The organism is Mesorhizobium sp. M0195 (genome assembly GCF_040322115.1).
Lineage (GTDB): Bacteria > Pseudomonadota > Alphaproteobacteria > Rhizobiales > Rhizobiaceae > Mesorhizobium.
Genome location: NZ_JAMYSV010000001.1, coordinates 150,900 through 173,139 on the forward strand (window position 1 = coordinate 150,900; position 22,240 = coordinate 173,139).

A 22,240-nucleotide genomic window follows, 5' to 3' on the forward strand; every position below is an offset into this window, starting at 1 on the left:
CCGTTGTAGCCTTTGGCCAGCAGCAGGGCACTGCCCGGCCAGGGTTGCAAGCCCGGAGCCTGGCGGTGCGTTGCATCGTTGCGCGCACGCCAGGCCTGGAGCGCCAACAGCCGATCTCGGGCGGTCCGGGAATCGCATCATCTCGAGCCGTTCCGCAAACCGAGCCCAGCACTGGCGAATACCCAGTGGCGAAGCATCACATAGTTGACGAGCGGGATTACGAGGCATGTCAGCACAATCGGAATCTGCGCCTGCAGGCCCAGAATCCCGGACAACACGGCGGGCAGAAGAAATGACACCGCCAGACCAAGCAATGTCAGCACGAAAAAGCGAGGCGCCTCGAAACGATGCGCCCCGCTGGACACGAAGGTAAAATACTTGTGTCCGGCATAGGAGAAGACGGCGGCGATGGCATAAGCGAGCACCGAGGCCGAAGCCGGCCGCATCGACACCGCGTCCCCCATCGAAAATACCGCGGCAAGCAGTGCGTAGAGCAGAGTGGCGCCAAGGCCGATAATCAGGAAACGCGCCGGCCGCTTTGCAAGTCTGAAGCCCGAACCGGCGCTAAACACGGCCGCTGCACACATATTGCGCACCGAGCGGCAGATTTGAGAGCCAGCCCTCGACCCTGCGCGCGACCGAATTTGCGAAAGGAAACATCAGAAAATGTCTGCCTTCGACCTGTGTGAGGCCGGCTGTCTCCATGAGATGCCCGGCTTGGCGGCGACTGATCAGGACAGCATCTTCATCGAAGGGGCAGCGGAAGACGGCCAGGCGTGTCAATGGATTGAACGGGTTGTGCTCGATCACCGAGACAACGCCGCCGGGTCGGACGACGCGTCGCATCTCGGAAACGAAGCTCGGCCAATGTTCGGGCGGCACATGATGGACGACGCAAACGGCGAATGCGAGGTCGAATGTGCCATCCGCGTAAGGCAGCACGGGAGCCGTGTAGTCGGCATAGGTGACCCAGGGGTTTTCCTCACGCGCCCGCGCGATGGATTCCTTCGAAATGTCGCAGCCGTGAAGGTCTGGAAAAAGCGGCTTCACGTAAGGATGCAGCGCGCCGATCCCGCAGCCGACATCAAGCGCCCGAACGCTGCCGTCGCGCCTCGCGATACCGCGTGTCGCGATCAGGTCGGCGAGAGGGGCCAACTTGGCGTGCAGGAAGAAGTCATGCTTCAGCCCGGAGAAGCTGATCGAGTCGTCGACAGTCCTGTTATAGGTGGTGCGATATTGATCGAAGAGTTCGGCCATCAACCAAACCTTCTGTCGCGTGACGCCGACAACGTCGCCTCGGTGTTTCGATTGTCGACTTCCGCCCGGAGCGCGTCCTCGAAGCCAGTAAGGCGATCAACGACATAGAGCGGCCGGCGCTTGATCTCGGAGTGGATCCCGCCGACATAGAGGCCGACGATACCGGTCATGAACAGGTTGATCCCGGACAAGAAGGAAACAATCACAACTGTCGACGTCCAGCCTTGGACAACACCGAAACTGAATGCCCAGGAAGCCACGGCAAAGAGCCCGAGCAACGCGGCTACCCCCGAGATAGCGAGCCCGGCCCAGAGCGCCATACGCAATGGTTTTTCCGAAAAGCCGATGACCCCGTGGACAGCCAGGCGGAGCATCTTCCAGAAAGGATACTTTGTTTCACCTGCGGCGCGCGCCGGTCGCTCGAATGAAACCGCCGTCTGCTTGAATCCCATCCAACCGAACATGCCGCGCACGAAACGGTTGCGCTCCGGCATCTGCTTGAACGTATCGAGAGCCTTGCGGCCGATTAGTCGGAAATCGCCAACGTCGCGGGGAATGTCGACCGAAGTCATCTTCTCCATCAGCCGGTAGAAGATGCTGGCTGTCAGCCGTTTGAACCAGGTTTCGCCTTCGCGCCGCATACGCCTCGCGTAGACGATTTCATAGCCCTCCTTCCACTTTTCCACCAGTTGGAGAACGACTTCAGGGGGATCCTGGAGGTCGGCATCCATGACCACCACGGCTTCCCCGGCAGCCGCATCCATGCCGGCCGTAATTGCAATCTGGTGCCCGAAATTGCGCGACAGTTCGATCAGCCGGAAGCGTGGCTCCTCGGCAACCATCCCACGCAGGTAGATCACACTCGTGTCGGTACTGCCGTCGTCGACGAAAATAGCCTCTGCCGGTGCGTCCAGCGCGTCGAGCAGGGCGACTATTCGCCGGATAAGGAGTGGAAGAACCGCCTCCTCGTTGAAGATCGGAATGACCAGGGAATAGCGGGGCTGCCTCGCACGAACTCCGGTACTGCTCGCGTTGATCACAGACTGCTCCCGACAGATCCGCTGGAATTGCCCATCGAACACTAGCCGGGATAGCCTAAGGCGCCGTTAACCGCGCCGTTACAGTTTCCTGAGCGCCACTTCCTCGACCAGATGGTTGGCGCCCTTGCGCAGGATGAGATCGGCTCGGGCGCGGGTGGGCAATATATTCTCGCGCAGATTCTTCAGGTTGATGTTGGTCCACAGGCCCTCGGCGATGGCGCGGGCCGCATCCTCGGAAAGTTGCGAATAGCGGTGAAAGAAGGAGGCCGGGTCGCGGAAGGCGGTTTCGCGCAACCGCATGAAGCGGGCGATATACCAGTGATGGATCAGCGCCTCCTCGGCATCGATGTAGATGGCAAAGTCGAAGAAATCCGACAGGAAAGGCACGATCTTGCCGTCCTTCGGCAGCTTGCCCGGCTGCAGGACGTTAATGCCTTCGAAGATCAGGATGTCGGGCCGGTCGATGGTCTGGAACGCGCCCGGAATGACGTCATAGGTCAGGTGCGAATAGACCGGCGCGCGGACGTTGCGCTGCGCCGATTTGATGCCGGACAGGAAACGCAGCAGCGCGCCGACGTCGTAGCTGTCGGGAAAGCCCTTGCGCTCCATCAGATTGTTGCGGCGCAGGACTTCGTTCGGCAGCAGGAAGCCGTCGGTGGTGACCAGGTCAACCTTGGGACTCGACGGCCAGCGCGCCAGCAGCTCCTTTAGCACGCGCGCCGTGGTCGATTTGCCGACCGCGACGGAACCGGCAATGCCGATGATGAACGGTGTCTTGGCCGCGTCCAGCGCGTTGAAGAAGGCCTGGCGCTGCCTGAACAGGAGTTGACTGGCTTCGACGTGAGCCGACAACAGCCGCGACATCGAAAGATAGATGCGCTCGACTTCGTGGAGATCGACCGGATCGTTCAGCGACCGCAGACGACGGATTTCGTCCTCGGTGAGCGTCATCGGCGTATCGGCGCGGAACCGCGACCATTGCTCGGCCGAGAAGAAACGATAGGGTGAATACTTCTCGGTAGGAGCGAGCTGGTCCATCGAGTTCCTCCGCAGCGATCAGCCCCGGTCCAGCCGAGACGCCTTTTCGGCGATGCCCGAACGACCGGTGCGGCGTTCAAGCTCGTTGAGCACATCGCTCAGCGGAATGTCCGCTATGCCGAGAACGACAAGCCAATGATAGATGAGATCGGCGCTTTCCGAAACAAGCGCGTCCCGGTCGGCGCTGACGGCTGCGATCACCGTTTCGACCGCCTCTTCGCCGAGTTTCTGCGCTGCCTTGCTCATGCCGCGCTGAAAGAGCTTGGCCGTCCACGAATCCGGATCGCCGGAACGCGCGCGTTCGCCAATAATCTTCTCCAGATCGGAGAGCGAGAACTCGGTCATGACGGCGTTTACAGCCTCTTCTTAGCCGGAAAAGGCTCTAGGACCGATTACCCGGCGAGTCCAGCCGCATCGGCAGTCCGGCCTGAGCCATGTGCAGCTTGGCCTCGGCGATGCTGTAGGTGCCGAAATGGAAGATCGACGCCGCCAGCACCGCGCCGGCATGGCCGTCGCGAATGCCTTCGACAAGGTGGTCGAGCGTGCCGACGCCGCCGGAAGCGATGACCGGCACGCGTACGGCGTCGGCGACCGCGCGGGTAAGGGCTATGTCGTAGCCGGCCTTGGTGCCGTCGCGGTCCATCGATGTCAGCAGGATCTCGCCGGCGCCGAGATCGACCACTCGCCGAACGAACTCGACAGCGTCGATGCCGGTCTTCTCGCGGCCGCCATGGGTAAATATTTCCCAGCGGTCGGCCTCGCTCGCAGCGGACACTTTCTTGGCATCGATGGCGACGACGATGCACTGGTTGCCGAATTTGTCCGCTGCTTCGGCGACAAAATTTGGGGTCTTCACCGCCGCCGTGTTGATCGACACCTTGTCGGCGCCGGCCAATAGCAGCTTCCTGATGTCGGCGACCTGACGGACGCCACCGCCAACGGTCAGCGGCATGAAACATTGTTCGGCGGTGCGGGCTACTACATCGAAAATGGTCTGGCGGTTTTCCGACGAGGCGGTGATGTCGAGAAAGCAGAGCTCGTCGGCGCCGGCCGCGTCATAGGCTTTTGCCGCTTCGACGGGATCGCCGGCATCGACCAGGTCGACGAAATTGACGCCCTTGACGACACGGCCGTTCTTGACATCCAGACAGGGGATGACGCGGGCTTTCAGCATCAGATCCTCTCGATCGCCGCAAGAAAGTCGACGAGCAGCTGGCCGACGACGGGCGGAACCTCGGACTGGGAATCAAAGGCCGGGTCGTATGCCGAGAGCGTAACGCCCGCGATCGGGATAGACCTGGCCAGTCCGCAGGCAAGCTGCCGTAACTGTTCCGGGCTCGGACCGCCCGGATGCGTGTAGCGGTTCACCTGCAGCACATTCGGATCGACGACGTCCAGGTCGAGATGCAGATGCGCCCGCACAGTCACTGTCGCCGTGAGCTTTCCGATCATATCGAGTGCACCGGCACATTCGGTGCGCACGATCGGCAAGGTTTCCAGCAGGCGCTTTTCGTCGGGATCGACGTCGCGGGCATCGACCAGCATGCAGCGCGCCGGGTTTATCGGCCGGAACCCCGGAATCGCTGCCGCCATCGGACGCCAGCAGAGCCCGAGAGTCGCCGCCAGCGCCATGCCGTCGAGAAAGCCGTAGGCCGACGTCTCCGGCGTGTTGAGATCGCCATGCTGGTCGATCCAGATGATCGAATCCGCAGCTTCACCGGCAACCGCACCGGCGGCGGTCAGGCAATTTCCAGCAAGGATAATGGGGAAGCGTCCTCCATCGCGGGCGAGGCCAACCTTGGTCGCGACAGCGTTGCAGACGGCGAAGCCGGTTGCGATTTCGCGCCCCTGCTCGTCTCCCACCTTGCCGATATCTTCGACGGCGACTTCATGGCCAGCCACGGTCAGGGCTTCGACGAGCCCACCGCCGACAATGGCGTCCGGACCCTGGCCGCACCCTTCGTGATAGTGCCCGCTGTCATAGGGAGCGAGGATAATCGAGACCTTCACGTTTCACACCCCTGCCATCGGTTTGCCACGCAGGATCGCCAGTGCCTCGGCCGGATCGATGCGGCCGTCGTAGAGCGCGCGACCGGAGATCGCGCCTTCGAGCTTCTGCGCATCGGGCATGGTCATGCGCACGATGTCGGCGATCGAGGCGAGCCCGCCCGAGGCGATGACCGGGATCGAAACCGCCTCCGCAAGATCGATGGTGGCGTCCCAGTTGATGCCGCTCAGCACCCCGTCGCGATCGATGTCGGTGTAGATGATGGCGGCGACGCCGGCGCCTTCGAATTTCCTCGCCAGTTCGATGACGCCGAGACTCGAGGCCTCGGCCCAGCCTTCGACCGCGACCTTACCGCCCTTGGCATCGATGCCGACGGCGATCTTGCCCGGGAATGCCTTGCAGGCCTGCCTGACCAGATCCGGATCGCGCACCGCCACGGTGCCAAGAATGACGCGGGCCAGCCCACGGTCGAGCCAGTCCTCGATCTGCGCCAGGGTGCGGATGCCGCCGCCGAGCTGCACCGGACTGCTCGTCGCCTTGAGGATGGCGCCGACCGCGGCGCTGTTGACGCTCTGGCCCTTGAAGGCGCCGTTGAGGTCGACGACGTGCAGCCATTCGAAGCCCTGCTCTTCGAAGGCGCGCGCCTGAGCGGCGGGATCGTCGTTATAGATCGTCGCAGTTGCCATGTCGCCATGCCTGAGGCGCACACATTTGCCATCCTTAAGGTCTATGGCCGGAAACAGGATCACCTTCAGGCGCCTTCGACGATGACAAAGTGGCCGGTCGAGCCGGCGAGCCTGTACTTCAAGGCCTCCTGGTATTCAGGCGAGCCGTAGCATTCCAGCGCCATTTCATAGGATTCGAATTCCACCAGCACGTGGCGATTGCCTGTCGGTCCTTCCGGGCTGATATACCGCCCGGCGCGCACCGGGAACTTCGCCCCGTATTTCGCGAAAGCCGCGGCATTGGCCTCGATGTACTGCTTGTAGATCTCGGGATCGTGGACATCGACCATTGCCATCCAATAGCCCTTCTTGCTCATGGTTCAGGGCCTCCAGCCTAGGAAATTGGTGATCAGCGCCAGGCCCAGCGCCTGGCTCTTCTCGGGGTGGAATTGCGTTCCGGCCAGGTTGTCGCGGGCGACAGCGGCCGTTACCGGGCCGCCGTAGTCGGCAACCGCCAGCACCTCATCCTCTTTCCGTGCATCGAGATGGTAGGAGTGGACGAAATAGGCGTGCAGTCCCTTGCCGCCCGTCGCAATGCCGGAAAACAGCGGATGCTTGCGCTTCAGGTCAATCGTGTTCCAGCCGATCTGCGGGATCTTCAGTGTCGGATCGGCCGGCGTGATCTCCTTGACGTCGCCGGCGATCCAGCCAAAGCCCTTTGTGACGGTCTTTTCCAGGCCCCGCTCCGACATCAGCTGCATGCCGACGCAGATGCCGAGGAACGGCCGAGCCTTGGCGATCGCCACCTCCTCCACCGCTTCCCACATGCCGGCGACCGCACGCAGTCCAGCGGCGCAATCGGCATAGGCACCGACGCCGGGCAGGACGATGCGGTCGGCGGTCCTGACCCGCTCGGCATCGGCGGTGAGTTCGATCGCGGCGGCAATGCCGGCTTCATGCGCAGCACGCTCGAAGGCCTTGCTGGCCGAGCGCAGATTGCCCGACCCGTAGTCGATGATCGCGACCCTCATCTCAGGGCTTTCCCGGAATATGGTTCAGCCCCAGTGCCAGGCCCATCTGCGCCGGCCGGGCATGTGCTGCGTCTGGGACGATACGCTGCGCATGAGTTTGTGAATCCGAATCCGCAGCGGCTTCCAACACATAGCGGATGTCGGCGTCGTCGAGCCTGTCGGCCTCGACGACACCCCATTCATGCCAGCCGCGGCGACGAAGGGCTGCAATTCGCAAGCCTTGTCCCTCCAGCCCGACAAAGAGCATGACAAGGAAGGATAAAAGCGAGCCGGCTGTTTCCAGGTCCAGCCTTTCGCCCAGCATCGAGAGCAGGCCCATGGCGACAAACGCCAATGCCGCCTCAACCCACAGCCGGTGCCAGGCCAGCCACAGCGGCGGCACCAGGAAGCCGAGCCAGGCAAAGCCGTCACGGATAAAGATGGTGTCCACGCTTTCACCGCGGCCTGGCGGCTCCATCACGACATAGATGGCCATGGCGTTACCCTTTCAGGGATCCCTTGGTGGAGGGAACCGCGTCCAGCTGGCGCAGGTCGCGCTCAAGTGCCGAACGCAACACACGCGCCACGGCCTTGAAGCAGGTCTCGGCGATGTGGTGGTTGTTGGCGCCGTAATGATTGGTGATGTGCAGCGTGATGCCGGCATTCTGCGCCAGAGCGTGGAAGAATTCGCGCACCAGCTCGGTGTCGAACGTACCGATGTTCGGCGACGAGAACGAAACGTTCCAGACCAGAAAAGGCCGGCCGGAGACATCGATTGCCGCCCGCGTCAGTGTCTCGTCCATGGCGAGGTCGATCGAGGCGTAGCGCATGATGCCGCGCCGCTCGCCCAATGCCTTGGCCAGCGCCTGGCCGAGGGCGATGCCCGTATCCTCGACGGTATGGTGGTCGTCTATATGCAGGTCGCCCTTGGCCTTCACGGTCATGTCGATCAGCGAATGGCGCGACAACTGGTCCAGCATATGGTCGAAGAAGCCGACGCCCGTCGAAATGTCGGATTTGCCCGAGCCGTCGACCTGAACCGACACGGAGATGTCGGTTTCCCTGGTCTTGCGGCTTATCTCGGCGGAACGGGGCGCCATGACCTCATCCTTGTCTCAGATTTGCACGTCAGGCGTTCACAGGCCTGAAAACGAAAGCCTTCTAGCAGCATGATCCGGCGATTGCCAGTTACCGCTGCGGAGCACTATCCGGCCCGGCGGATGGCCGGTTTGCAATCGTCCGGCCTATGCATACATATGGCCGATCAAGTCACTCGTAACGCACCGATCGCCTCGATGGGATCGGTGCTTGTCGGAGCAGGAAATGTCGAATGAACTGACCATGCATGCCACGACCATCCTGACCGTGCGCAAGGGCGGCAAGGTGGTGATCGCCGGTGACGGCCAGGTCAGCCTCGGCCAGACGATCATGAAAGGCAACGCCAAGAAGGTGCGCCGCATCGGCAAGGGCGGCAACGTCATCGCCGGTTTCGCCGGCGCCACCGCCGATGCCTTCACTCTGCTGGAGCGGCTGGAAGCCAAACTCGAACAATATCCCGACCAGCTGACACGCGCCTGCGTCGAGCTTGCCAAGGACTGGCGCACCGACCGCTATTTGCGGCGGCTGGAAGCGATGATGCTGGTGGCCGACAAGTCGGTGTCGCTGGCGCTGACCGGCACCGGCGACGTGCTGGAGCCCGAATTTGGCGTCATGGCCATCGGTTCCGGCGGCAATTACGCGCTGGCAGCGGCACGCGCGCTGATGGACAGCGACAAGGGCGCAGAGGAGATCGCCCGCAAGGCGATGCAGATCGCGTCAGACATTTGCGTCTACACAAACAACAACTTCGTCGTCGAAACCCTCGATGCCGCCTGAGCGGAGCCTCCGCTATGGTTTTCGGCCGGTGACCCAGAGGGACCTGCCGATGATCGCCGGCTGGCTTGCCGAGCCGCATGTCGCCGAGTGGTGGGACGACCCAGAGACCGAGATTGCGGAGATCCGCGAGCATATCGACAGCATTTCGGTCGAGCCGCTAATTATCGAGCTGGACGGAAAGCCCATCGGCTATTTGCAGAGCTACGATCCGCATCTGGAGGACGGCCATCCCTATAGCGACCAGCCGTTCGGCACGCTCGGCATCGATCTGTCGATCGGCGTGCCGGAGCTTGTCGGGGTCGGCCACGGCTCCGCGATCGTCCGGCAGTTCGTCGAGCAGCTTTTCGAGGAAGGTACGCCGCGCGTCATCATCGACCCGGACCCCGCCAATGCACGGGCTATCCGTGCCTATGAAAAGGCCGGTTTCACGGCTATCGATCGCAGGAAGTCGGAATATGGCGATGCCGTGCTGATGGCGATTGATGCCCCAGAGGGTGATGCCGGACAGGGTGACGCAGAAGAGGGGCAATAGCAGCATGAGCGTATCCAGCGACAAAACCGTCTCGGCCTACGAAGACAGTTGGCGAATGGGGCTCCTGCTGGTTCTCGGCCTGGTTATCTTCCAGGCCGGGGTCCTCTATGGCATGGGGCGGACGCCGATCTGTACCTGCGGCTATGTCAAGCTGTGGCACGGCATCGTGCAAAGCTCGGAGAATTCCCAGCATATTTCCGACTGGTACAGCTTCTCGCACGTCATTCACGGCTTCCTGTTCTATGCGCTGGCGTGGTTCCTTTTCCCGCGCTCGCCGATCGGGCTCAGGCTGGCGTTTGCGGTCGTCATAGAGGGCGGCTGGGAGCTGCTCGAGAACAGCCCTTTCATCATCGACCGCTACCGCGCCGGCACGATCTCGCTCGACTATTATGGCGACAGCATTGTCAATTCGGTGTCGGACACGCTGGCCATGGTGCTGGGGTTTGTCATGGCGCGAAGGCTTCCTATATGGGTGATCGTCACCCTCGCCCTCATCTTCGAATTCGGTGTCGGCTATCTCATCCGGGACAATCTGACACTCAACGTGATCATGCTGCTGCATCCGTTCGAGTCCATTCGGCAGTGGCAAAGTGGAATTTAGTGATATGAGCACCTTCTCTCCCCGCGAAATCGTTTCGGAACTCGACCGCTTCATCATCGGCCAGAAAGACGCCAAGCGTGCGGTGGCGATTGCCTTGCGCAACCGTTGGCGCCGCCAGCAGCTCGAGGGCCAGATGCGCGAAGAGGTGATGCCGAAGAACATCCTGATGATCGGCCCGACCGGTGTCGGCAAGACCGAGATTTCACGCCGCTTGGCACGCCTTGCCGGTGCGCCTTTCGTCAAGGTCGAAGCCACCAAGTTCACCGAGGTCGGTTACGTCGGCCGCGACGTCGAGCAGATCATCCGCGATCTGGTCGAGATCGCCATCGGGCTGGTGCGCGAGAAGATGCGCGAGGACGTCAAGGCGCGTGCCCACGTCAACGCCGAGGAACGGGTGCTCGAAGCGCTCGTCGGCAAGACGGCGAGCCCGGCCACCCGCGACAGTTTCCGCAAGAAGCTGCGCGACGGCGAGCTCGACGACAAGGAGATCGAGATCGAAGTGGCCGATACCGGCAATGGCGGCATGCCTGGCTTCGAGATCCCCGGCATGCCGGGCGCCAATATCGGCGTGCTCAACATCAACGACATGTTGTCGAAGGCGATGGGCGGCAAGAAGACCAAGTTGCGCAAGACGACCGTCAAGGAGTCCTACGGGCTGTTGATCAGCGACGAGTCCGACAAGCTGCTCGATCAGGACGAAGTGGTGCGCCGGGCACTCGAATCGACCGAGAATGACGGCATCGTCTTCCTTGACGAGATCGATAAGATCGCCTCGCGCGAAGGCGGCATCGGTGCCGGTGTTTCGCGTGAAGGTGTGCAGCGCGACCTGCTGCCGCTGGTCGAAGGCACCACGGTTGCGACCAAATATGGACCGGTGAAGACCGACCATATCCTGTTCATCGCCTCGGGCGCGTTCCACGTCGCCAAGCCCTCCGACCTGCTGCCGGAATTGCAGGGCCGCCTGCCGATCCGCGTCGAGCTGCGGGCGCTGGAGAAGGACGATTTCGTCCGCATCCTCACCGAGACCGAAGCCAGCCTGATCAAACAGTATATCGCGCTGATGAAGACCGAAGGCGTCGACCTGGTCTTCACCGATGACGCGATCGATTCGTTGGCCGGCATCGCCGTGGACCTTAACGCCAGCGTCGAGAATATCGGCGCCAGGCGGCTGCAGACGGTGATGGAACGGGTGCTTGACGACATCTCCTATGACGCGCCGGACCGTAACGGCACCTCGGTGACAATCGATGCCGCCTATGTCGAGAAGCATGTCGGCGACCTCTCCAGAAACACGGACTTGTCGCGTTTCATCTTGTAAGAGACTCTTGATTCTCCAAGAGGCCGGGGAATTACTCCCGGCCTCCGTCAAATTCGGCCCGGCATTCCGGAGGTGTGGCCAAATGGAAGCATCCGGCAAGCTTTCGTCCCGTCCGGTGCAGGCGTCTCTCGACTCCCGGTGGAGCATTACCTAGTTTGCCGCCGACTATTTGGGCGGCGGCGCATGAAAAAACTGATCCTCGTCATTTTGGGGCTGACGCTGGCGACAGCCATGTTCGCCGCGCAAGCGGCAACGATGGTGCCGCCGGGCAACCGCAACACCGAGCAGCCTGACATACCGGGCGCATCGAGCCGGCGCACCCAGGCGACCAACACCACCTTCCAGGCGAAATACCGCAAAGTCTTTGCGCTGCTCCAGAACGATGCCGAGTTGCGCGGCAAGATCAAGCAGGCAGCCGCGGCCTATGGTATCGACCCAATGCATATCGTCGGCGCCATCGTCGGGGAGCACACCTACAATGTCGATGCCTACGACCGGCTGCAGACCTACTACGTCAAGGCGATCTCGTATTTATCGAGCAAGCTCTCCTTCGCCTATGACGGCGAGGACATCACCGATTTCGTGCGGCGGCCGCAATTCGCCAAATGCGCCGGGAAGTCCGATAGCTACGACCTATGGGAGTGCCGCGAGCAGGTGTGGAACCGGTCGTTCCGCGGCAAGACCGTCAACGGCGAGAGCTTCCCCAACGACCGCTTCGGTGCCACTTTCTTCCAACCTTATTATGCCGGCCAGACTTTTGGCCTTGGCCAGCTCAATCCGTTGACGGCGCTGGAAATGAGCGACCTCGTGCACAAGGTTTCCGGCCTGCCGGAACTCGACGTCGGCGACCCCAACGCGGTCTACAAGACCATCATGGATCCTGACCTGACACTGCCTTATGTCGCAGCAACGATCCGGAAATCGATCGACGCCTATAGAAGCATTGCCGGCTACGACATCTCAGGCAATCCCGGCATCACGTCGACGCTCTACAATGTCGGCAACCCCGAACAGCGCGCCTATGCGCTGAAGGCCGAGAACGACAAGCGCCGCGCTGCGGGCGAGCCGGAAAAACTGCCCGAGGAAAATTACTATGGCTGGCTGGTCAACGAGAAGCTGCCGGAGCTGAAAGCGCTGTTTTAGCCAACTCGTTCGGCCAACTATCCACGCCCTCAGTTCACGCCGCCAGCAGTGACTTCAGCTTGACCGTTTGCGAGCCTAGCGCTTCCGGCGCCGGCTTTGCCTGCTTTGCAATCAGCATCTCGGCCAGCCTTATGTCGCGGGCGACCGCGTTGCCGGGGCCGATGCCGCTTGCCGCAACCAGCCTGCCGTCCTCGGCCAGATGAAACAGGATGAAGGCGCCGTCGCCAACGTCGCGGCGAACGATGCTGCGGCCTTCGTCCGACAGGCCGGCGATCTGCAGGCTCAATCCGTACTGATCTGACCAGAACCAAGGCACCGCCGAATGCGCCTCGCCGGCGCCAAGCATGTTCCTTGCAGCGAGTGCGCCCTGTTCCTGCGCATTGCGCCAGGCTTCCAGCCGCACGCGCCGGCCGCCATAGATGGCGAGCGGAAACGAACAGCAATCGCCGGCGGCAAAGATATCCCGGTCGCTGGTGCGAAGCTCGGCGTCGACGGCGACACCATTGTCGATGGTCAGCCCCGCCTGCTCGGCAAGTCCGGTCACCGGCACGGCGCCGATGCCGATCACGGCAACATCGGCGACAATGTCGTGCCCCCCGGCAAGCGCGATGCGCACTTCCGCGCCGTTATCGGCAATGGCCGCGATGCCCTGGCCGCACAGGATTTTTACGCCTTCGGCTTCATGCGCCCGATGGATGACCTGCGCGATCTCGGCCGGCACGCCGCGCATCAGAATGCGCGGCTGCGCCTCTATGACGGTGACCGCGGCACCCAGCCTGCGCGCCGCCGCTGCGAGCTCGAGCCCGATGAAGCCGCCGCCGACTATGGCGATGCGATTGCCGGCGTTGAGATGGGCACGAATGGCCAGCGCGTCGTTGAAGGTTCGCAGATACACGCAGCGCCCGCCAAGGCCCGGCATAGGCAATTTGCGCGGCACCGAACCGGTCGCCAGCAGGAGCTTGTCGTAGGCCAGGGCGGAACCGTCGGACAGGCGCACGACATGCGCCGTGCGGTCGATAGCCACAGCCAGAACCGAATGGATATGCCGGATAGAGCGCTCGGCCAGGATCGCGTCGCTGGCGATCGCCTTGATCAGGGGCGCGTCGGCGACCATCGCGTCTTTCGACAGCGGCGGGCGCTCATAGGGAAGATGCGGCTCGTCGCCGACCAAGGTTACGGGGCCATCATAGCCGAGCTCGCGCAGCGCAAGGGCGGCGCGCCCGCCGCATTCGCCGGCGCCGATGACGACCATTCCCTTCGTCATCATCAACCGATCCGGACAAGGACTTTGCCGGCGTCGACTTTGACCAGATAGGTCCTTAGATCGACGCAGACAGGCGCGCCCCTGGCAGCCCCTGTCTTGTAGTTGAAGCGGCCATTGTGCTTCGGGCATTCGATGATGTCGTCCATGACCAGCCCGTCGGCCAGATGCACCTTCTCATGCGTGCAAAGCCCGTCGGTGGCGAAATACTCGTCGTTGGGGCTGCGATAGATAGCAAAGGTGCGGCCGCCATGGTCGAAGCGCATCACGTCCTCTTCGTCGATGTCCTCGGCGTCACAGGCCTCGACCCAGTCGCTCATTTACGGGTCCCTCGATTTTTGGTGCCTCGGCATGGGCTTGTCATTCGGCAGCCACCGCAGCGGCAGCGTTGTCGTTGTGGAAGTCCTCGCGATAGGGCCTCGCCGTCGGCGGCAGTTCGCGCTTGATGAAATAATCCTCATTGCGCAGCTGCCGCAGGAAGGTCGGTATCATCTCGCGGTAGCCGGCCAGGATGGACGGTGTCGGCGCCGGCAGATCGTGCTTGATCAGCTCATGCAGCCTGGGCAGCGCATGATAGGGCACCATGGGAAACATGTGATGCTCGACGTGGTAGTTCATGTTCCAGTAGATGAAGCGGCTTATCGGGTTCATGTAGACGGTGCGGCTGTTGAGCCGGTGATCGGTGACGTTTTCAGCCAGGCCGCCATGCTGCAGCAGGCCGACCATGACATGGTGCCACGCGCCGTAAAGCCTGGGCAGCCCGACCAGCATCAGCGGCAGGAACGAGCCCGTGTAGAGCGCCAGCGCAATGGTCGCGGCATAGACTGTCGTCCAGATGCGGGCAATGCCAATTGCCTTCGGCTGCTCCTGGTCGGGAATGAAGGTTCTTTCGGCCGGACTGACGATACCGGCTGCATTGCGCAGCATGTCGCTCATCGCATGCCAGGCGTCGAGAATGCCGACGAAGTTGAGCACGACGCGCAGCAGATCGGGCGGACGCATCACGGAGATCTCCGGATCGCGGCCGACGATGATGGTATCGGTATGGTGGCGCGTATGGCTCCAGCGCCAGGTCACCGGGTTGCGCATGATCATGAAGCAGGCGATCTGATAGACCACGTCGTTCATCCACTGCGTTCTGAAGGCGGTGCCGTGGCCGCATTCGTGCCAGCGTGAATCGGTGGAGGAGCCGTAGAGGACGCCGTAGACGAAGAAGAACGGCACGCACCACCAGCTGCCCCAGAACCAGACGCCGCCGGCTCCGCTCAGGATTAAGGCGCCGAGCCAGATGACCGTATCGCGGATCGCCGGGCCGTCGGAGCGCTGCATCAGCTCCTTCATCTGCTTGCGTGGCACGTCCGTGTGATACCACTCGGCCGCCGCCAGCCCGCTCTCGATGGCGAGCTTCGCGTCGCGGCCGATCAGGCTGTAGTCACGCCGGGACGCTGCTGTGGCGATCGTGTTCCCGGTTCGGAGTCCAATATCCACCATGGCGGAGGCCTCGATCATAGTCGGTCCGCATTCAAATAACGCCGAAGCCTGATAGGCTCAATATCACAAAGATAGTTTCTATCATTTTCCATCATAATGGTGTAAAAGCCGAACAATAGAGCGAGGCAGCGATGGCGAAACGGCCGACGATTACCGATTTGGCACGCATTTCGGGGGTCAGCGTCGCCACCGTCGACCGGGTGCTGAACAACCGGTTGCCAGTGCGCGAGGAAACCGCGCGCCGCGTCTATGAAGCGGCGACCAGCATTGGCTATCACGCAGCCGGGCTGATCAAGCAGCGGATGCGCCATGAATTGCCGGAGTATCGGCTCGGGTTCCTGCTGTTGCGGCGGGAGGACGTCTTCTACAGCGAATTTGCCCGCGAGCTTGAACTGGCGGTATCGCAGTCGCCGCGCGTTCGCGGCGTGGCGACCATCGACTTCGCCGGCTCGCTGGCGCCGGACGAGATCGTCGAGCGGATGCGCAAGCTGGCCGCCAAATCCAGGGCCGTCGCCCTGGTCGGGCCTGATCACCCGACGCTGACGGTCGCCGTCGAGGCTCTCAAAGCCAATGGCGTACCGGTGTTCTCCCTGCTTTCCGACTTTGCGTCCGGTATTCGCGAGGGCTATGTCGGCCTGGACAATCGCAAGGTCGGCCGCACCGCCGCCTGGATGATCTCGAAGGCTGCGAAGAGGCCTGGCAAGGTTGCCCTCTTCGTCGGCAGCCATCGCTTCCATGGCCATGAGCTTCGCGAGATCGGTTTTCGCTCCTTCTTTCGCGAGCAGGCGCCGGAATTCACCCTGCTCGAGACGTTGGTCAATCTGGAAGCGAACCAGATCACGCATGATGCAATGATCGAGCTTCTAGCCCGCCACCCTGATCTCGTCGGCTGCTATGTCGCCGGTGGCGGCATGGAAGGCGCGATCTCGGCGCTGAGGGAGGCAAAGCCGGCAGAGGTGCCGGCGGTCGTCTGCAACGAGATCACGCCCGACTCCCGCTCGGCGCTGGCGGATAATTTCCTGACGATGGTGATCTCGACGCCACTGGCAGCGCTTTGCCGCGAGCTTGTCGGGCTGATGGCGCATGCCATCGAGACCGGCGCTGCGAATGCGCCGGGCCAGACCTTTCTGCCCTTCGACATCTATCTGCCGGAAAACATCTGACGTCGCGGTCATTGGCGGCAGACATGATGTAATCTATCAGAACGCTTTCAGGCTTGGCTTGCCTGAGCGTCCGTCCAAATGCGCTTGAAATGCCGAAAATCCATCCTTCATGGCGAAATCTCGCTTGACGCCCACGCGAAATGGAATAAATATTTCACCGACAGAGCATTTTGGTTCTTTCGTTCCGGAAGATCTGTTTCAGGCAAATGCCTCCGGAACTAAAATGGCAATCGGGAGAGAATTCCCTGCGAGATCGGGGATTCCGGGTAGATCGGTGCAGCCGGACACCAATGTGGAGGAGAAATAAAATGAAAAAACTGCTGTTGGGCGTCGCGTTCGCGGCGCTGATGAGTTCGTCCGCCTTCGCTGCCAAGATCGGCGTGTCGATGGCGTTGTTCGACGACAATTTTCTCACCGTGCTGCGCAACGGCATGATCGAGCAGGCCAAGGGCATGGACGGCGTGGAACTGCAGGTGGAGGATGCGCAGAACGACGTCGCCAAGCAACTCGACCAGATCAAGAACTTCGCCGCCTCGGGCGTCGACGCCATCATCGTCAACCCGGTCGACACCTCGGCGACCCAGGCGATGTCGGACGCAGCCGCCGCCGCCAAGATTCCACTGGTCTATGTCAATCGCGAGCCGGTCAACGTCGACACGCTGCCCGAAAACCAGGCCTTCGTCGCCTCGAACGAAGCCGATTCCGGCACGCTCGAGACCAAGGAGGTCTGCCGCCTATTCAAGGAGGCCGGCAAGACTGAAGCCAACGTCTATGTGATCATGGGCGAACTGTCGAACCAGGCAGCGGTGCAGCGCACCAAGGACATTGACGATGTGATCGCCACGCCGGAGTGCAGCTTCATCAAGATCATCGATAAGCAGACGTCGAACTGGAAGCGCGAAGAAGCGCAGAACCTGATGACCAACTGGCTGTCGACCGGCAAGCCGTTCGACGGCGTCATCGCCAACAATGACGAAAGCGCGATCGGCGCCATCCAGGCGATGAAGGCCGCCAACATCGACATGAAGTCGGTTGTCGTCGGCGGCGTCGACGCTACCCAGGACGCGCTTGCAGCGATGCAGGCGGGCGATCTCGATGTGACGGTGTTCCAGGACGCGGCCGGCCAAGGCGCCGGCGCGCTTGACGCGGCGCTCAAGCTGGCGAAGGGCGAAAAGGTCGAGCACAAGGTCTATATCCCGTTCCAATTGGTCACGCCGGCGAATATCGACAAGTTCCTGAAGAAGAACTGAGGCAGCGGACCGGAGCGGCGCACCAGCGCCGCTCCTCCTTCTCTCTCTCGGCCTGAAGAGCGGCCGAAAGAGACTGTGGCTGACGGAGGAAGCACGATTGGCACAGACATCTCACGGCGTCGGCGGCCTCAGCTATGATGCGAAGCGGCGCGCATGGCCGGCCGAATTCAACGTCTTCCTGGCGCTCGTCATCCTGGTCGGCGCTTTCGAGCTGATCGGCCGGGTCTTCCTGGGCGACAGCTTCCTGTTCAATACCCGCGACAATATCGATGCGATCTTCAACGAAGCGCGCCTGCAGATCATCATCCTGCAGGTGTCGATCGTCGGCATCATTGCCATCGGCGTGACGCAGGTGATCATTACCGGCGGCATCGACCTGTCCTCAGGTTCGATCGTCGGCGCCACGGCAATGATCGCCATGAGCTTCGCCCAGGTGGCGACCGTCAACGGCAACCCGAACCCCAAGGCGATGTTCATCGCCCAGGGCTGGACCGACCTGCCGGTGATCGTGCCGGTGCTGGTCGCGATCGGCTGCGGACTGCTGGCCGGCCTGGTCAACGGTGCATTGATCGCCTACACCCGCATTCCGCCGTTCATCGCCACGCTCGGCATGATGGTGACCGCGCGCGGCATCGCCAAATGGTGGTCGAAGGGACAGCCGATCTCGTTTCCGACCGAGAGTTTCGCCGCCATCGGCAAGGGGCTGATGCCGGTCATCATCTTCATATCGCTCGCGGTGCTGTTTCAGCTGATCCTGAGCTACACCAAATATGGCAAGCACTGCTATGCAATCGGCTCCAATGAGGACGCCGCGCGCATGTCCGGCATCAACATCGCCAACCACAAGATCCTCGTCTACGTCATTGCCGGCGTCCTCGCCGCGCTCGCCGCCGTGGTGCTGAGCTCGAAGAATCTCACCGCCCAGGCCGGCATGGGTGTGATGTACGAGCTCGACGCGATCGCCATGGCGGTTATCGGCGGCGTCTCGCTGTCGGGCGGCCGCGGCTCGATTATCGGGACGGTGATCGGCTCGCTGATCTTCGGCGTCATCATCTCCGGCTTCACCTTTCTGCGCCTCGACGCCTATTATCAGGAGATGGTCAAAGGCGTGATCATCGTCGGCGCAGTCGTTCTCGACCAGTGGCGCCAACGCCTGCGGGCAATGAGGGCTTGACCATGTCGGACATCGTCCTGAAGACGGAAAACCTGACCAAGTATTATGGCGGCGTCCATGCGCTGGAGGGTGCCAACTTCGAGCTGCACAAGGGCGAGCATGTCGCTATCATGGGCGACAACGGCGCTGGCAAATCGACCTTCGTACGCCAGATCACCGGCGTCGAGCAGCGCACTAGCGGCAGGATGTGGTTCGACGGCAAGGAAGTGAATTTTGCCGGCCCGATCGAAGCCCGCGAGGCGGGCATCGAGACCGTGTTCCAGAACCTGGCGCTCGCCGACGATCTCGACGTGCCGTCGAACCTGTTCCTCGGCCGCGAGCGGGTGCTGTTCAATCTAGGACCCTTCTCGATCCTCGATCGCAAGTTCATGCGCAAGGCGACCGAGGCAGCCTTGGTCCGCACGGCGGTCAAGATCCCCAATCTTTCCAACACCATCCGCCATATGTCGGGCGGCCAGCGCCAGTGCGTGGCAATTGCCAGAACCGCGACCTTTGCTTCCAAGCTCATCATCATGGATGAGCCGACGGCGGCACTCGGCGTGCAGGAGACGATGCAGGTCGAAAACATCATCCGCACGCTGAAGGAAAATGGCGAACCGCTGATCCTGATCTCTCACAACATGCGCCAGGTGTTCGACCTGGTCGACCGCATCGTCGTTTTCCGGCGCGGCCGCATCGTCGCCAATTTGCGCAAGCAAGACACCGACGGCAACGATATCGTCTCCTACATCACCGGTGCCAAGACCGGGCGGGCGGAGCTTGCGGCGTAACGGCAACGCCAGGCCACAGGCGCTGACACGCCTTCCCTTCCCAACCATCCTCAAAGGAAAATTCTTCATGCCTCTTCGCTTTGCTCTTCTCGGTGCCGGCCGTATCGGCAAGGTCCATGCTCGCGCCGTTGGTTCCAATCCGCAGGCCAGGCTGGTTGCAGTTGCCGATGCCTTCGAGAAGGCGGCGACCGATCTGGCCTCTGCCTATGGCGCCGAAGTGCGCAGCATCGATGCCATCGAGAAGGCCGGCGATATCGATGCGGTCGTCATCTGCACGCCGACCGACACTCATGCCGATCTGATCGAACGCTTCGCCAAAGCGGGTAAAGCGATTTTCTGCGAAAAGCCGATCGACCTCGACGCCGCCAGGGTGGAACGTTGCCTGGCCGTCGTCGACAAGGCCGGCGCCACCCTGATGGTCGGCTTCAACCGCCGCTTCGATCCGCATTTTGCCGCCGTGCGCAAGGCGATCGACGACGGCGCCATCGGCACCGTCGAAATGGTGACGATCACCTCGCGCGATCCCGGCCCGCCGCCGCTCGACTATATCGGCCGCTCGGGCGGCATCTTCCGCGACATGACCATTCATGATTTCGACATGGCGCGCTTCCTGCTCGGCGAGGAGCCGGTGGCGGTCAGCGCGCACGCTTCGGTGCTGGTCGACAAGAAGATCGGCGAAGCCGGCGACTTCGACAGCGTCAGCGTCATCCTCGAAACCGCCTCCGGCAAGCAATGCGTCATCTCCAACTCGCGCCGCGCCACCTATGGCTACGACCAGCGCATCGAGGTGCATGGCTCGAAAGGCATGATCGCGGCCGAAAACCAGCGGCCGGTGTCGATCGAACTGGCCAACGAGAAAGGTTATACGCGGCCGCCGCTGCACGATTTCTTCATGACCCGTTATCTCGACGCCTATGCCAACGAGATCGCCGCCTTCATCGCGGCAGCGACGTCGGGCAAGAAGGCGGCGCCGAGCGGCCAGGATGGCCTGGTGGCGCTCAGGCTGGCAGATGCGGCGCTGAAATCGGCCAAGGAAGGCAAGACCGTCCGCCTCGACAAAACAATCTGACTATCAAACACAGGAGCAAGGCGATGAACGGTTCCGCCGGTCGCAATTCCGAAACACGCGCCATCGTCACCGGCGGCGCACAAGGCATCGGCTTTGCCGTCGCCGAAGCGCTGGCCGATGAGGGCTGCCGGGCGCTGGCGCTGATCGGCCGCTCGCAAGAGAAAGGCGACAAAGCTGTCGCCACTCTCAAGCGGGCAGGTGTCGATGCCATCTTCATCAGTGCCGACGTCTCAGAGGTGGCCGACTGCAAGCGTGCGGTCGAAATGGCGATTGGCCATTTCGGTACCGTCAACGCGCTGGTCAACGCCGCTGCCACCTCGGCTCGCGGCTCGCTGGTCGAGACCTCCGAGGATCTCTTCGACCAGATATTCCAGACCAATGTGCGCGGCCCGTTTTTCCTGATGCAGGGCGTGGTGGCGCATTTGCTGGCGCGCAAGGCACCGGGCTCGATCGTCAACGTGCTGTCGATGTCGGCGCATTGCGGCCAGTCGTTCCTGGCACCCTATTCGTCGAGCAAGGGTGCGCTGGCGACACTGACCAAGAATGTCGCCAATGCCTATCGCGGCAATTGCATCCGCTGCAATGCGGTGCTGCCCGGCTGGATGGACACCGAGGGCGAAGCGATCGTGCAGAAAAAATGGCACGACGCGCCGGACGACTGGCTGGAACGGGCCGAGGCCGCGCAGCCGATGGGTCAATTGGTGAAACCGGCACAGCTTGCCCGGTTGATCAGCTATATGATCAGCCCGCAGTCCGGCGTCATGACCGGATCGCTGGTCGACTACGACCAGAGCATCGCGGGGGCGTCGCCGGAGTAAGGCCAGCTGAGTGGCCCTGCGTCTGTTGCGTCGGCATCGCCATTCCCGCATAGTCAACGTAGTCGGACTAGTCACGGGATTAAGATGCCGCCTGCACCTAAGAATACCAATTGGACGGTCGCCGGGGCAAAAGCCCGGCTCTCAGAGGTCATCGAGCGCGCGCAGTCGGCGCCGCAGACGATCACCAGAAACGGCAAACCGATCGTGGTTGTCGTCTCGGCCGAGGAATGGCAGCGCAAGACCGCACGCAAGGGTACGCTTGCGGAGTTCCTGTTGGACTCCCCGCTGCGCGGCGCCGATCTCAACCTTGGGCGTCAGCGTGACGAACCGCTGGGGCGGCAAGAGCACGTCTGATGCATCCCTATTGGATCAAGGTAAGCGGCCACCTCGGGGTTGGCGTCACCGCGCAATCGAAAGCCGACGCGCTACAACTCTTTTCGCTTGCCTTTGGGTCTGCCGAGAATGTTGTCGGCATCGAGATCATCAAGGACATGAATGACCTTGACCAGAATCACGTCATACCCAATCTGGGCGTGGCCAACTGGTTTCGGCGTGGCATCTGGTTTCCCCAAGGCCAGGAGCACATTTCAAACTGAGACACTGCTTCGCCTCATCACCCACGTGACAAGCGCCCCGGCATCGATTATATGAGCCGCATGATCAACCTGACCGCCACCTATTGGTACTTTAGCAGCTCGCTGGCGGCGGGAGGATTGCGCTCGATCTGAAGATTGCAGCATCAAAAATCCGAACAGCC

At 62.1% G+C, this 22,240-nt stretch carries 28 protein-coding genes; 13 read left to right on the forward strand and 15 right to left on the reverse strand.

Annotated elements, in window-relative coordinates; genetic code table 11:
• Window positions 1-137 precede the first annotated feature (137 nt).
• The 12 genes from NKJ12_RS00705 to hisB all read right to left on the reverse strand — a co-directional run bounded on the left by NKJ12_RS00705 (window position 138) and on the right by hisB (window position 8,118).
• Entirely contained in the window at window positions 138-587 is a 450-nt protein-coding gene (locus NKJ12_RS00705; RefSeq protein WP_352686519.1) for a GtrA family protein, read from the reverse strand.
• A complete protein-coding gene (locus tag NKJ12_RS00710; protein WP_352686516.1) occupies window positions 565-1,257 on the reverse strand; it encodes a class I SAM-dependent methyltransferase in 693 nt (230 codons plus the stop codon). The genes NKJ12_RS00705 and NKJ12_RS00710 overlap by 23 nt, the downstream gene beginning before the upstream one ends.
• Window positions 1,257-2,297, reverse strand: coding sequence for a glycosyltransferase family 2 protein (locus tag NKJ12_RS00715; RefSeq protein ID WP_502896114.1), 1,041 nt, complete (start codon window positions 2,295-2,297; stop codon window positions 1,257-1,259). Before NKJ12_RS00715 ends, NKJ12_RS00710 begins: the two co-directional genes overlap by 1 nt.
• Window positions 2,298-2,375: 78 nt before the next feature.
• Window positions 2,376-3,335 (reverse strand): type I pantothenate kinase, encoded by a 960-nt coding sequence (gene coaA / locus NKJ12_RS00720; protein ID WP_352480184.1) that lies wholly within the window; start codon window positions 3,333-3,335, stop codon window positions 2,376-2,378.
• Between the two features lie 18 nt (window positions 3,336-3,353).
• Window positions 3,354-3,680: a phosphoribosyl-ATP diphosphatase gene (locus tag NKJ12_RS00725; protein WP_254815934.1), complete on the reverse strand. Its 327-nt coding sequence runs from the start codon at window positions 3,678-3,680 to the stop codon at window positions 3,354-3,356.
• Window positions 3,681-3,717: 37 nt separating this feature from the next.
• Complete coding sequence (hisF, locus tag NKJ12_RS00730; RefSeq protein ID WP_352506058.1) at window positions 3,718-4,512, reverse strand: imidazole glycerol phosphate synthase subunit HisF; 795 nt, start codon at window positions 4,510-4,512, stop codon at window positions 3,718-3,720.
• Window positions 4,509-5,345, reverse strand: a complete 837-nt coding sequence (locus tag NKJ12_RS00735) for an arginase family protein (protein WP_352505974.1) — start codon at window positions 5,343-5,345, stop codon at window positions 4,509-4,511. Before NKJ12_RS00735 ends, hisF begins: the two co-directional genes overlap by 4 nt.
• A gap of 3 nt (window positions 5,346-5,348) precedes the next feature.
• A complete protein-coding gene (hisA, locus tag NKJ12_RS00740) occupies window positions 5,349-6,092 on the reverse strand; it encodes a 1-(5-phosphoribosyl)-5-[(5-phosphoribosylamino)methylideneamino]imidazole-4-carboxamide isomerase (protein ID WP_254815932.1) in 744 nt (247 codons plus the stop codon).
• A 2-nt stretch (window positions 6,093-6,094) separates the two neighbouring features.
• Window positions 6,095-6,385 (reverse strand): DUF1330 domain-containing protein, encoded by a 291-nt coding sequence (locus NKJ12_RS00745; protein ID WP_254815931.1) that lies wholly within the window; start codon window positions 6,383-6,385, stop codon window positions 6,095-6,097.
• A gap of 3 nt (window positions 6,386-6,388) precedes the next feature.
• Window positions 6,389-7,039 carry an imidazole glycerol phosphate synthase subunit HisH gene (gene hisH, locus NKJ12_RS00750; protein ID WP_352700966.1) on the reverse strand — a complete coding sequence of 217 codons (651 nt, stop codon included), beginning with the start codon at window positions 7,037-7,039 and terminating at the stop codon, window positions 6,389-6,391.
• A gap of 1 nt (window position 7,040) precedes the next feature.
• Window positions 7,041-7,514 carry a DUF2628 domain-containing protein gene (locus NKJ12_RS00755; RefSeq protein WP_352505977.1) on the reverse strand — a complete coding sequence of 158 codons (474 nt, stop codon included), beginning with the start codon at window positions 7,512-7,514 and terminating at the stop codon, window positions 7,041-7,043.
• Between the two features lie 4 nt (window positions 7,515-7,518).
• Window positions 7,519-8,118 (reverse strand): imidazoleglycerol-phosphate dehydratase HisB, encoded by a 600-nt coding sequence (gene hisB / locus NKJ12_RS00760; RefSeq protein WP_352700967.1) that lies wholly within the window; start codon window positions 8,116-8,118, stop codon window positions 7,519-7,521.
• Window positions 8,119-8,341: 223 nt separating this feature from the next.
• On the opposite strand from hisB, the gene hslV reads away from it, so the two are divergent.
• From hslV to NKJ12_RS00785, 5 genes are all read left to right on the forward strand, one after another.
• A complete protein-coding gene (gene hslV / locus NKJ12_RS00765; RefSeq protein WP_254815927.1) occupies window positions 8,342-8,893 on the forward strand; it encodes an ATP-dependent protease subunit HslV in 552 nt (183 codons plus the stop codon).
• A complete protein-coding gene (locus NKJ12_RS00770) occupies window positions 8,883-9,425 on the forward strand; it encodes a GNAT family N-acetyltransferase (RefSeq protein ID WP_352477085.1) in 543 nt (180 codons plus the stop codon). The genes hslV and NKJ12_RS00770 overlap by 11 nt, the downstream gene beginning before the upstream one ends.
• A 4-nt stretch (window positions 9,426-9,429) precedes the next feature.
• Window positions 9,430-10,026, forward strand: a complete 597-nt coding sequence (locus tag NKJ12_RS00775) for a DUF2585 domain-containing protein (protein ID WP_352700968.1) — start codon at window positions 9,430-9,432, stop codon at window positions 10,024-10,026.
• A 4-nt stretch (window positions 10,027-10,030) separates the two neighbouring features.
• The gene (gene hslU, locus NKJ12_RS00780) at window positions 10,031-11,344 is read left to right on the forward strand and encodes an ATP-dependent protease ATPase subunit HslU (protein WP_352477083.1); all 1,314 of its coding nucleotides are present in this window, start codon (window positions 10,031-10,033) and stop codon (window positions 11,342-11,344) included.
• 183 nt (window positions 11,345-11,527) lie between these two features.
• Window positions 11,528-12,487: a DUF1402 family protein gene (locus tag NKJ12_RS00785; protein ID WP_352700969.1), complete on the forward strand. Its 960-nt coding sequence runs from the start codon at window positions 11,528-11,530 to the stop codon at window positions 12,485-12,487.
• A gap of 34 nt (window positions 12,488-12,521) precedes the next feature.
• Here NKJ12_RS00785 and NKJ12_RS00790 read toward each other — a convergent pair whose 3' ends face one another.
• Genes NKJ12_RS00790 through NKJ12_RS00800 form a run of 3 tightly spaced genes read right to left on the reverse strand, consistent with a single transcriptional unit; the run spans window position 12,522 to window position 15,239 of the window.
• Entirely contained in the window at window positions 12,522-13,751 is a 1,230-nt protein-coding gene (locus NKJ12_RS00790; protein ID WP_352701398.1) for an NAD(P)/FAD-dependent oxidoreductase, read from the reverse strand.
• A 2-nt stretch (window positions 13,752-13,753) separates the two neighbouring features.
• Window positions 13,754-14,068 carry a MocE family 2Fe-2S type ferredoxin gene (locus NKJ12_RS00795; protein ID WP_352477080.1) on the reverse strand — a complete coding sequence of 105 codons (315 nt, stop codon included), beginning with the start codon at window positions 14,066-14,068 and terminating at the stop codon, window positions 13,754-13,756.
• Between the two features lie 40 nt (window positions 14,069-14,108).
• On the reverse strand, window positions 14,109-15,239 hold the full coding sequence (locus NKJ12_RS00800; protein ID WP_352701399.1) for a fatty acid desaturase family protein: 1,131 nt from the start codon (window positions 15,237-15,239) through the stop codon (window positions 14,109-14,111).
• Between the two features lie 131 nt (window positions 15,240-15,370).
• Between NKJ12_RS00800 and NKJ12_RS00805 the strand changes: the two genes are divergently transcribed.
• The 8 genes from NKJ12_RS00805 to NKJ12_RS00840 all read left to right on the forward strand — a co-directional run bounded on the left by NKJ12_RS00805 (window position 15,371) and on the right by NKJ12_RS00840 (window position 22,079).
• A complete protein-coding gene (locus tag NKJ12_RS00805; protein ID WP_352700970.1) occupies window positions 15,371-16,402 on the forward strand; it encodes a LacI family DNA-binding transcriptional regulator in 1,032 nt (343 codons plus the stop codon).
• Between the two features lie 308 nt (window positions 16,403-16,710).
• On the forward strand, window positions 16,711-17,652 hold the full coding sequence (locus NKJ12_RS00810) for a sugar ABC transporter substrate-binding protein (protein ID WP_254815920.1): 942 nt from the start codon (window positions 16,711-16,713) through the stop codon (window positions 17,650-17,652).
• Window positions 17,653-17,749: 97 nt separating this feature from the next.
• Window positions 17,750-18,826, forward strand: a complete 1,077-nt coding sequence (locus NKJ12_RS00815; RefSeq protein WP_292655972.1) for an ABC transporter permease — start codon at window positions 17,750-17,752, stop codon at window positions 18,824-18,826.
• A 2-nt stretch (window positions 18,827-18,828) separates the two neighbouring features.
• Entirely contained in the window at window positions 18,829-19,596 is a 768-nt protein-coding gene (locus tag NKJ12_RS00820) for an ATP-binding cassette domain-containing protein (protein WP_352700971.1), read from the forward strand.
• Window positions 19,597-19,663: 67 nt separating this feature from the next.
• Window positions 19,664-20,665, forward strand: coding sequence for an inositol 2-dehydrogenase (gene iolG / locus NKJ12_RS00825; protein ID WP_254815917.1), 1,002 nt, complete (start codon window positions 19,664-19,666; stop codon window positions 20,663-20,665).
• A 23-nt stretch (window positions 20,666-20,688) separates the two neighbouring features.
• Window positions 20,689-21,483, forward strand: a complete 795-nt coding sequence (locus NKJ12_RS00830; RefSeq protein WP_352700972.1) for an SDR family oxidoreductase — start codon at window positions 20,689-20,691, stop codon at window positions 21,481-21,483.
• A gap of 84 nt (window positions 21,484-21,567) precedes the next feature.
• Window positions 21,568-21,837 carry a type II toxin-antitoxin system Phd/YefM family antitoxin gene (locus NKJ12_RS00835; RefSeq protein WP_352686499.1) on the forward strand — a complete coding sequence of 90 codons (270 nt, stop codon included), beginning with the start codon at window positions 21,568-21,570 and terminating at the stop codon, window positions 21,835-21,837.
• Window positions 21,837-22,079, forward strand: coding sequence for a hypothetical protein (locus tag NKJ12_RS00840; protein WP_352686496.1), 243 nt, complete (start codon window positions 21,837-21,839; stop codon window positions 22,077-22,079). The genes NKJ12_RS00835 and NKJ12_RS00840 overlap by 1 nt, the downstream gene beginning before the upstream one ends.
• Window positions 22,080-22,240 lie beyond the last annotated feature (161 nt).

Bases quoted from the DNA above. Each gene is read 5' to 3' on its own strand.
- NKJ12_RS00830 (WP_352700972.1), top strand. From the start codon at position 20,689: ATGAACGGTTCCGCCGGTCGCAATTCCGAAACACGCGCCATCGTCACC.
- hisH (WP_352700966.1), bottom strand. From the start codon at position 7,039: ATGAGGGTCGCGATCATCGACTACGGGTCGGGCAATCTGCGCTCGGCC.
- NKJ12_RS00725 (WP_254815934.1), bottom strand. From the start codon at position 3,680: ATGACCGAGTTCTCGCTCTCCGATCTGGAGAAGATTATTGGCGAACGC.
- hisB (WP_352700967.1), bottom strand. From the start codon at position 8,118: ATGGCGCCCCGTTCCGCCGAGATAAGCCGCAAGACCAGGGAAACCGAC.
- NKJ12_RS00835 (WP_352686499.1), top strand. From the start codon at position 21,568: ATGCCGCCTGCACCTAAGAATACCAATTGGACGGTCGCCGGGGCAAAA.
- NKJ12_RS00755 (WP_352505977.1), bottom strand. From the start codon at position 7,514: ATGGCCATCTATGTCGTGATGGAGCCGCCAGGCCGCGGTGAAAGCGTG.
- NKJ12_RS00805 (WP_352700970.1), top strand. From the start codon at position 15,371: ATGGCGAAACGGCCGACGATTACCGATTTGGCACGCATTTCGGGGGTC.
- NKJ12_RS00770 (WP_352477085.1), top strand. From the start codon at position 8,883: ATGCCGCCTGAGCGGAGCCTCCGCTATGGTTTTCGGCCGGTGACCCAG.
- NKJ12_RS00785 (WP_352700969.1), top strand. From the start codon at position 11,528: ATGAAAAAACTGATCCTCGTCATTTTGGGGCTGACGCTGGCGACAGCC.
- hslV (WP_254815927.1), top strand. From the start codon at position 8,342: ATGTCGAATGAACTGACCATGCATGCCACGACCATCCTGACCGTGCGC.
- NKJ12_RS00705 (WP_352686519.1), bottom strand. From the start codon at position 587: ATGTGTGCAGCGGCCGTGTTTAGCGCCGGTTCGGGCTTCAGACTTGCA.
- NKJ12_RS00710 (WP_352686516.1), bottom strand. From the start codon at position 1,257: ATGGCCGAACTCTTCGATCAATATCGCACCACCTATAACAGGACTGTC.
- NKJ12_RS00800 (WP_352701399.1), bottom strand. From the start codon at position 15,239: ATGGTGGATATTGGACTCCGAACCGGGAACACGATCGCCACAGCAGCG.
- coaA (WP_352480184.1), bottom strand. From the start codon at position 3,335: ATGGACCAGCTCGCTCCTACCGAGAAGTATTCACCCTATCGTTTCTTC.
- NKJ12_RS00795 (WP_352477080.1), bottom strand. From the start codon at position 14,068: ATGAGCGACTGGGTCGAGGCCTGTGACGCCGAGGACATCGACGAAGAG.
- NKJ12_RS00790 (WP_352701398.1), bottom strand. From the start codon at position 13,751: ATGACGAAGGGAATGGTCGTCATCGGCGCCGGCGAATGCGGCGGGCGC.
- NKJ12_RS00745 (WP_254815931.1), bottom strand. From the start codon at position 6,385: ATGAGCAAGAAGGGCTATTGGATGGCAATGGTCGATGTCCACGATCCC.
- NKJ12_RS00775 (WP_352700968.1), top strand. From the start codon at position 9,430: ATGAGCGTATCCAGCGACAAAACCGTCTCGGCCTACGAAGACAGTTGG.
- NKJ12_RS00840 (WP_352686496.1), top strand. From the start codon at position 21,837: ATGCATCCCTATTGGATCAAGGTAAGCGGCCACCTCGGGGTTGGCGTC.
- NKJ12_RS00810 (WP_254815920.1), top strand. From the start codon at position 16,711: ATGAAAAAACTGCTGTTGGGCGTCGCGTTCGCGGCGCTGATGAGTTCG.
- iolG (WP_254815917.1), top strand. From the start codon at position 19,664: ATGCCTCTTCGCTTTGCTCTTCTCGGTGCCGGCCGTATCGGCAAGGTC.
- hslU (WP_352477083.1), top strand. From the start codon at position 10,031: ATGAGCACCTTCTCTCCCCGCGAAATCGTTTCGGAACTCGACCGCTTC.
- NKJ12_RS00820 (WP_352700971.1), top strand. From the start codon at position 18,829: ATGTCGGACATCGTCCTGAAGACGGAAAACCTGACCAAGTATTATGGC.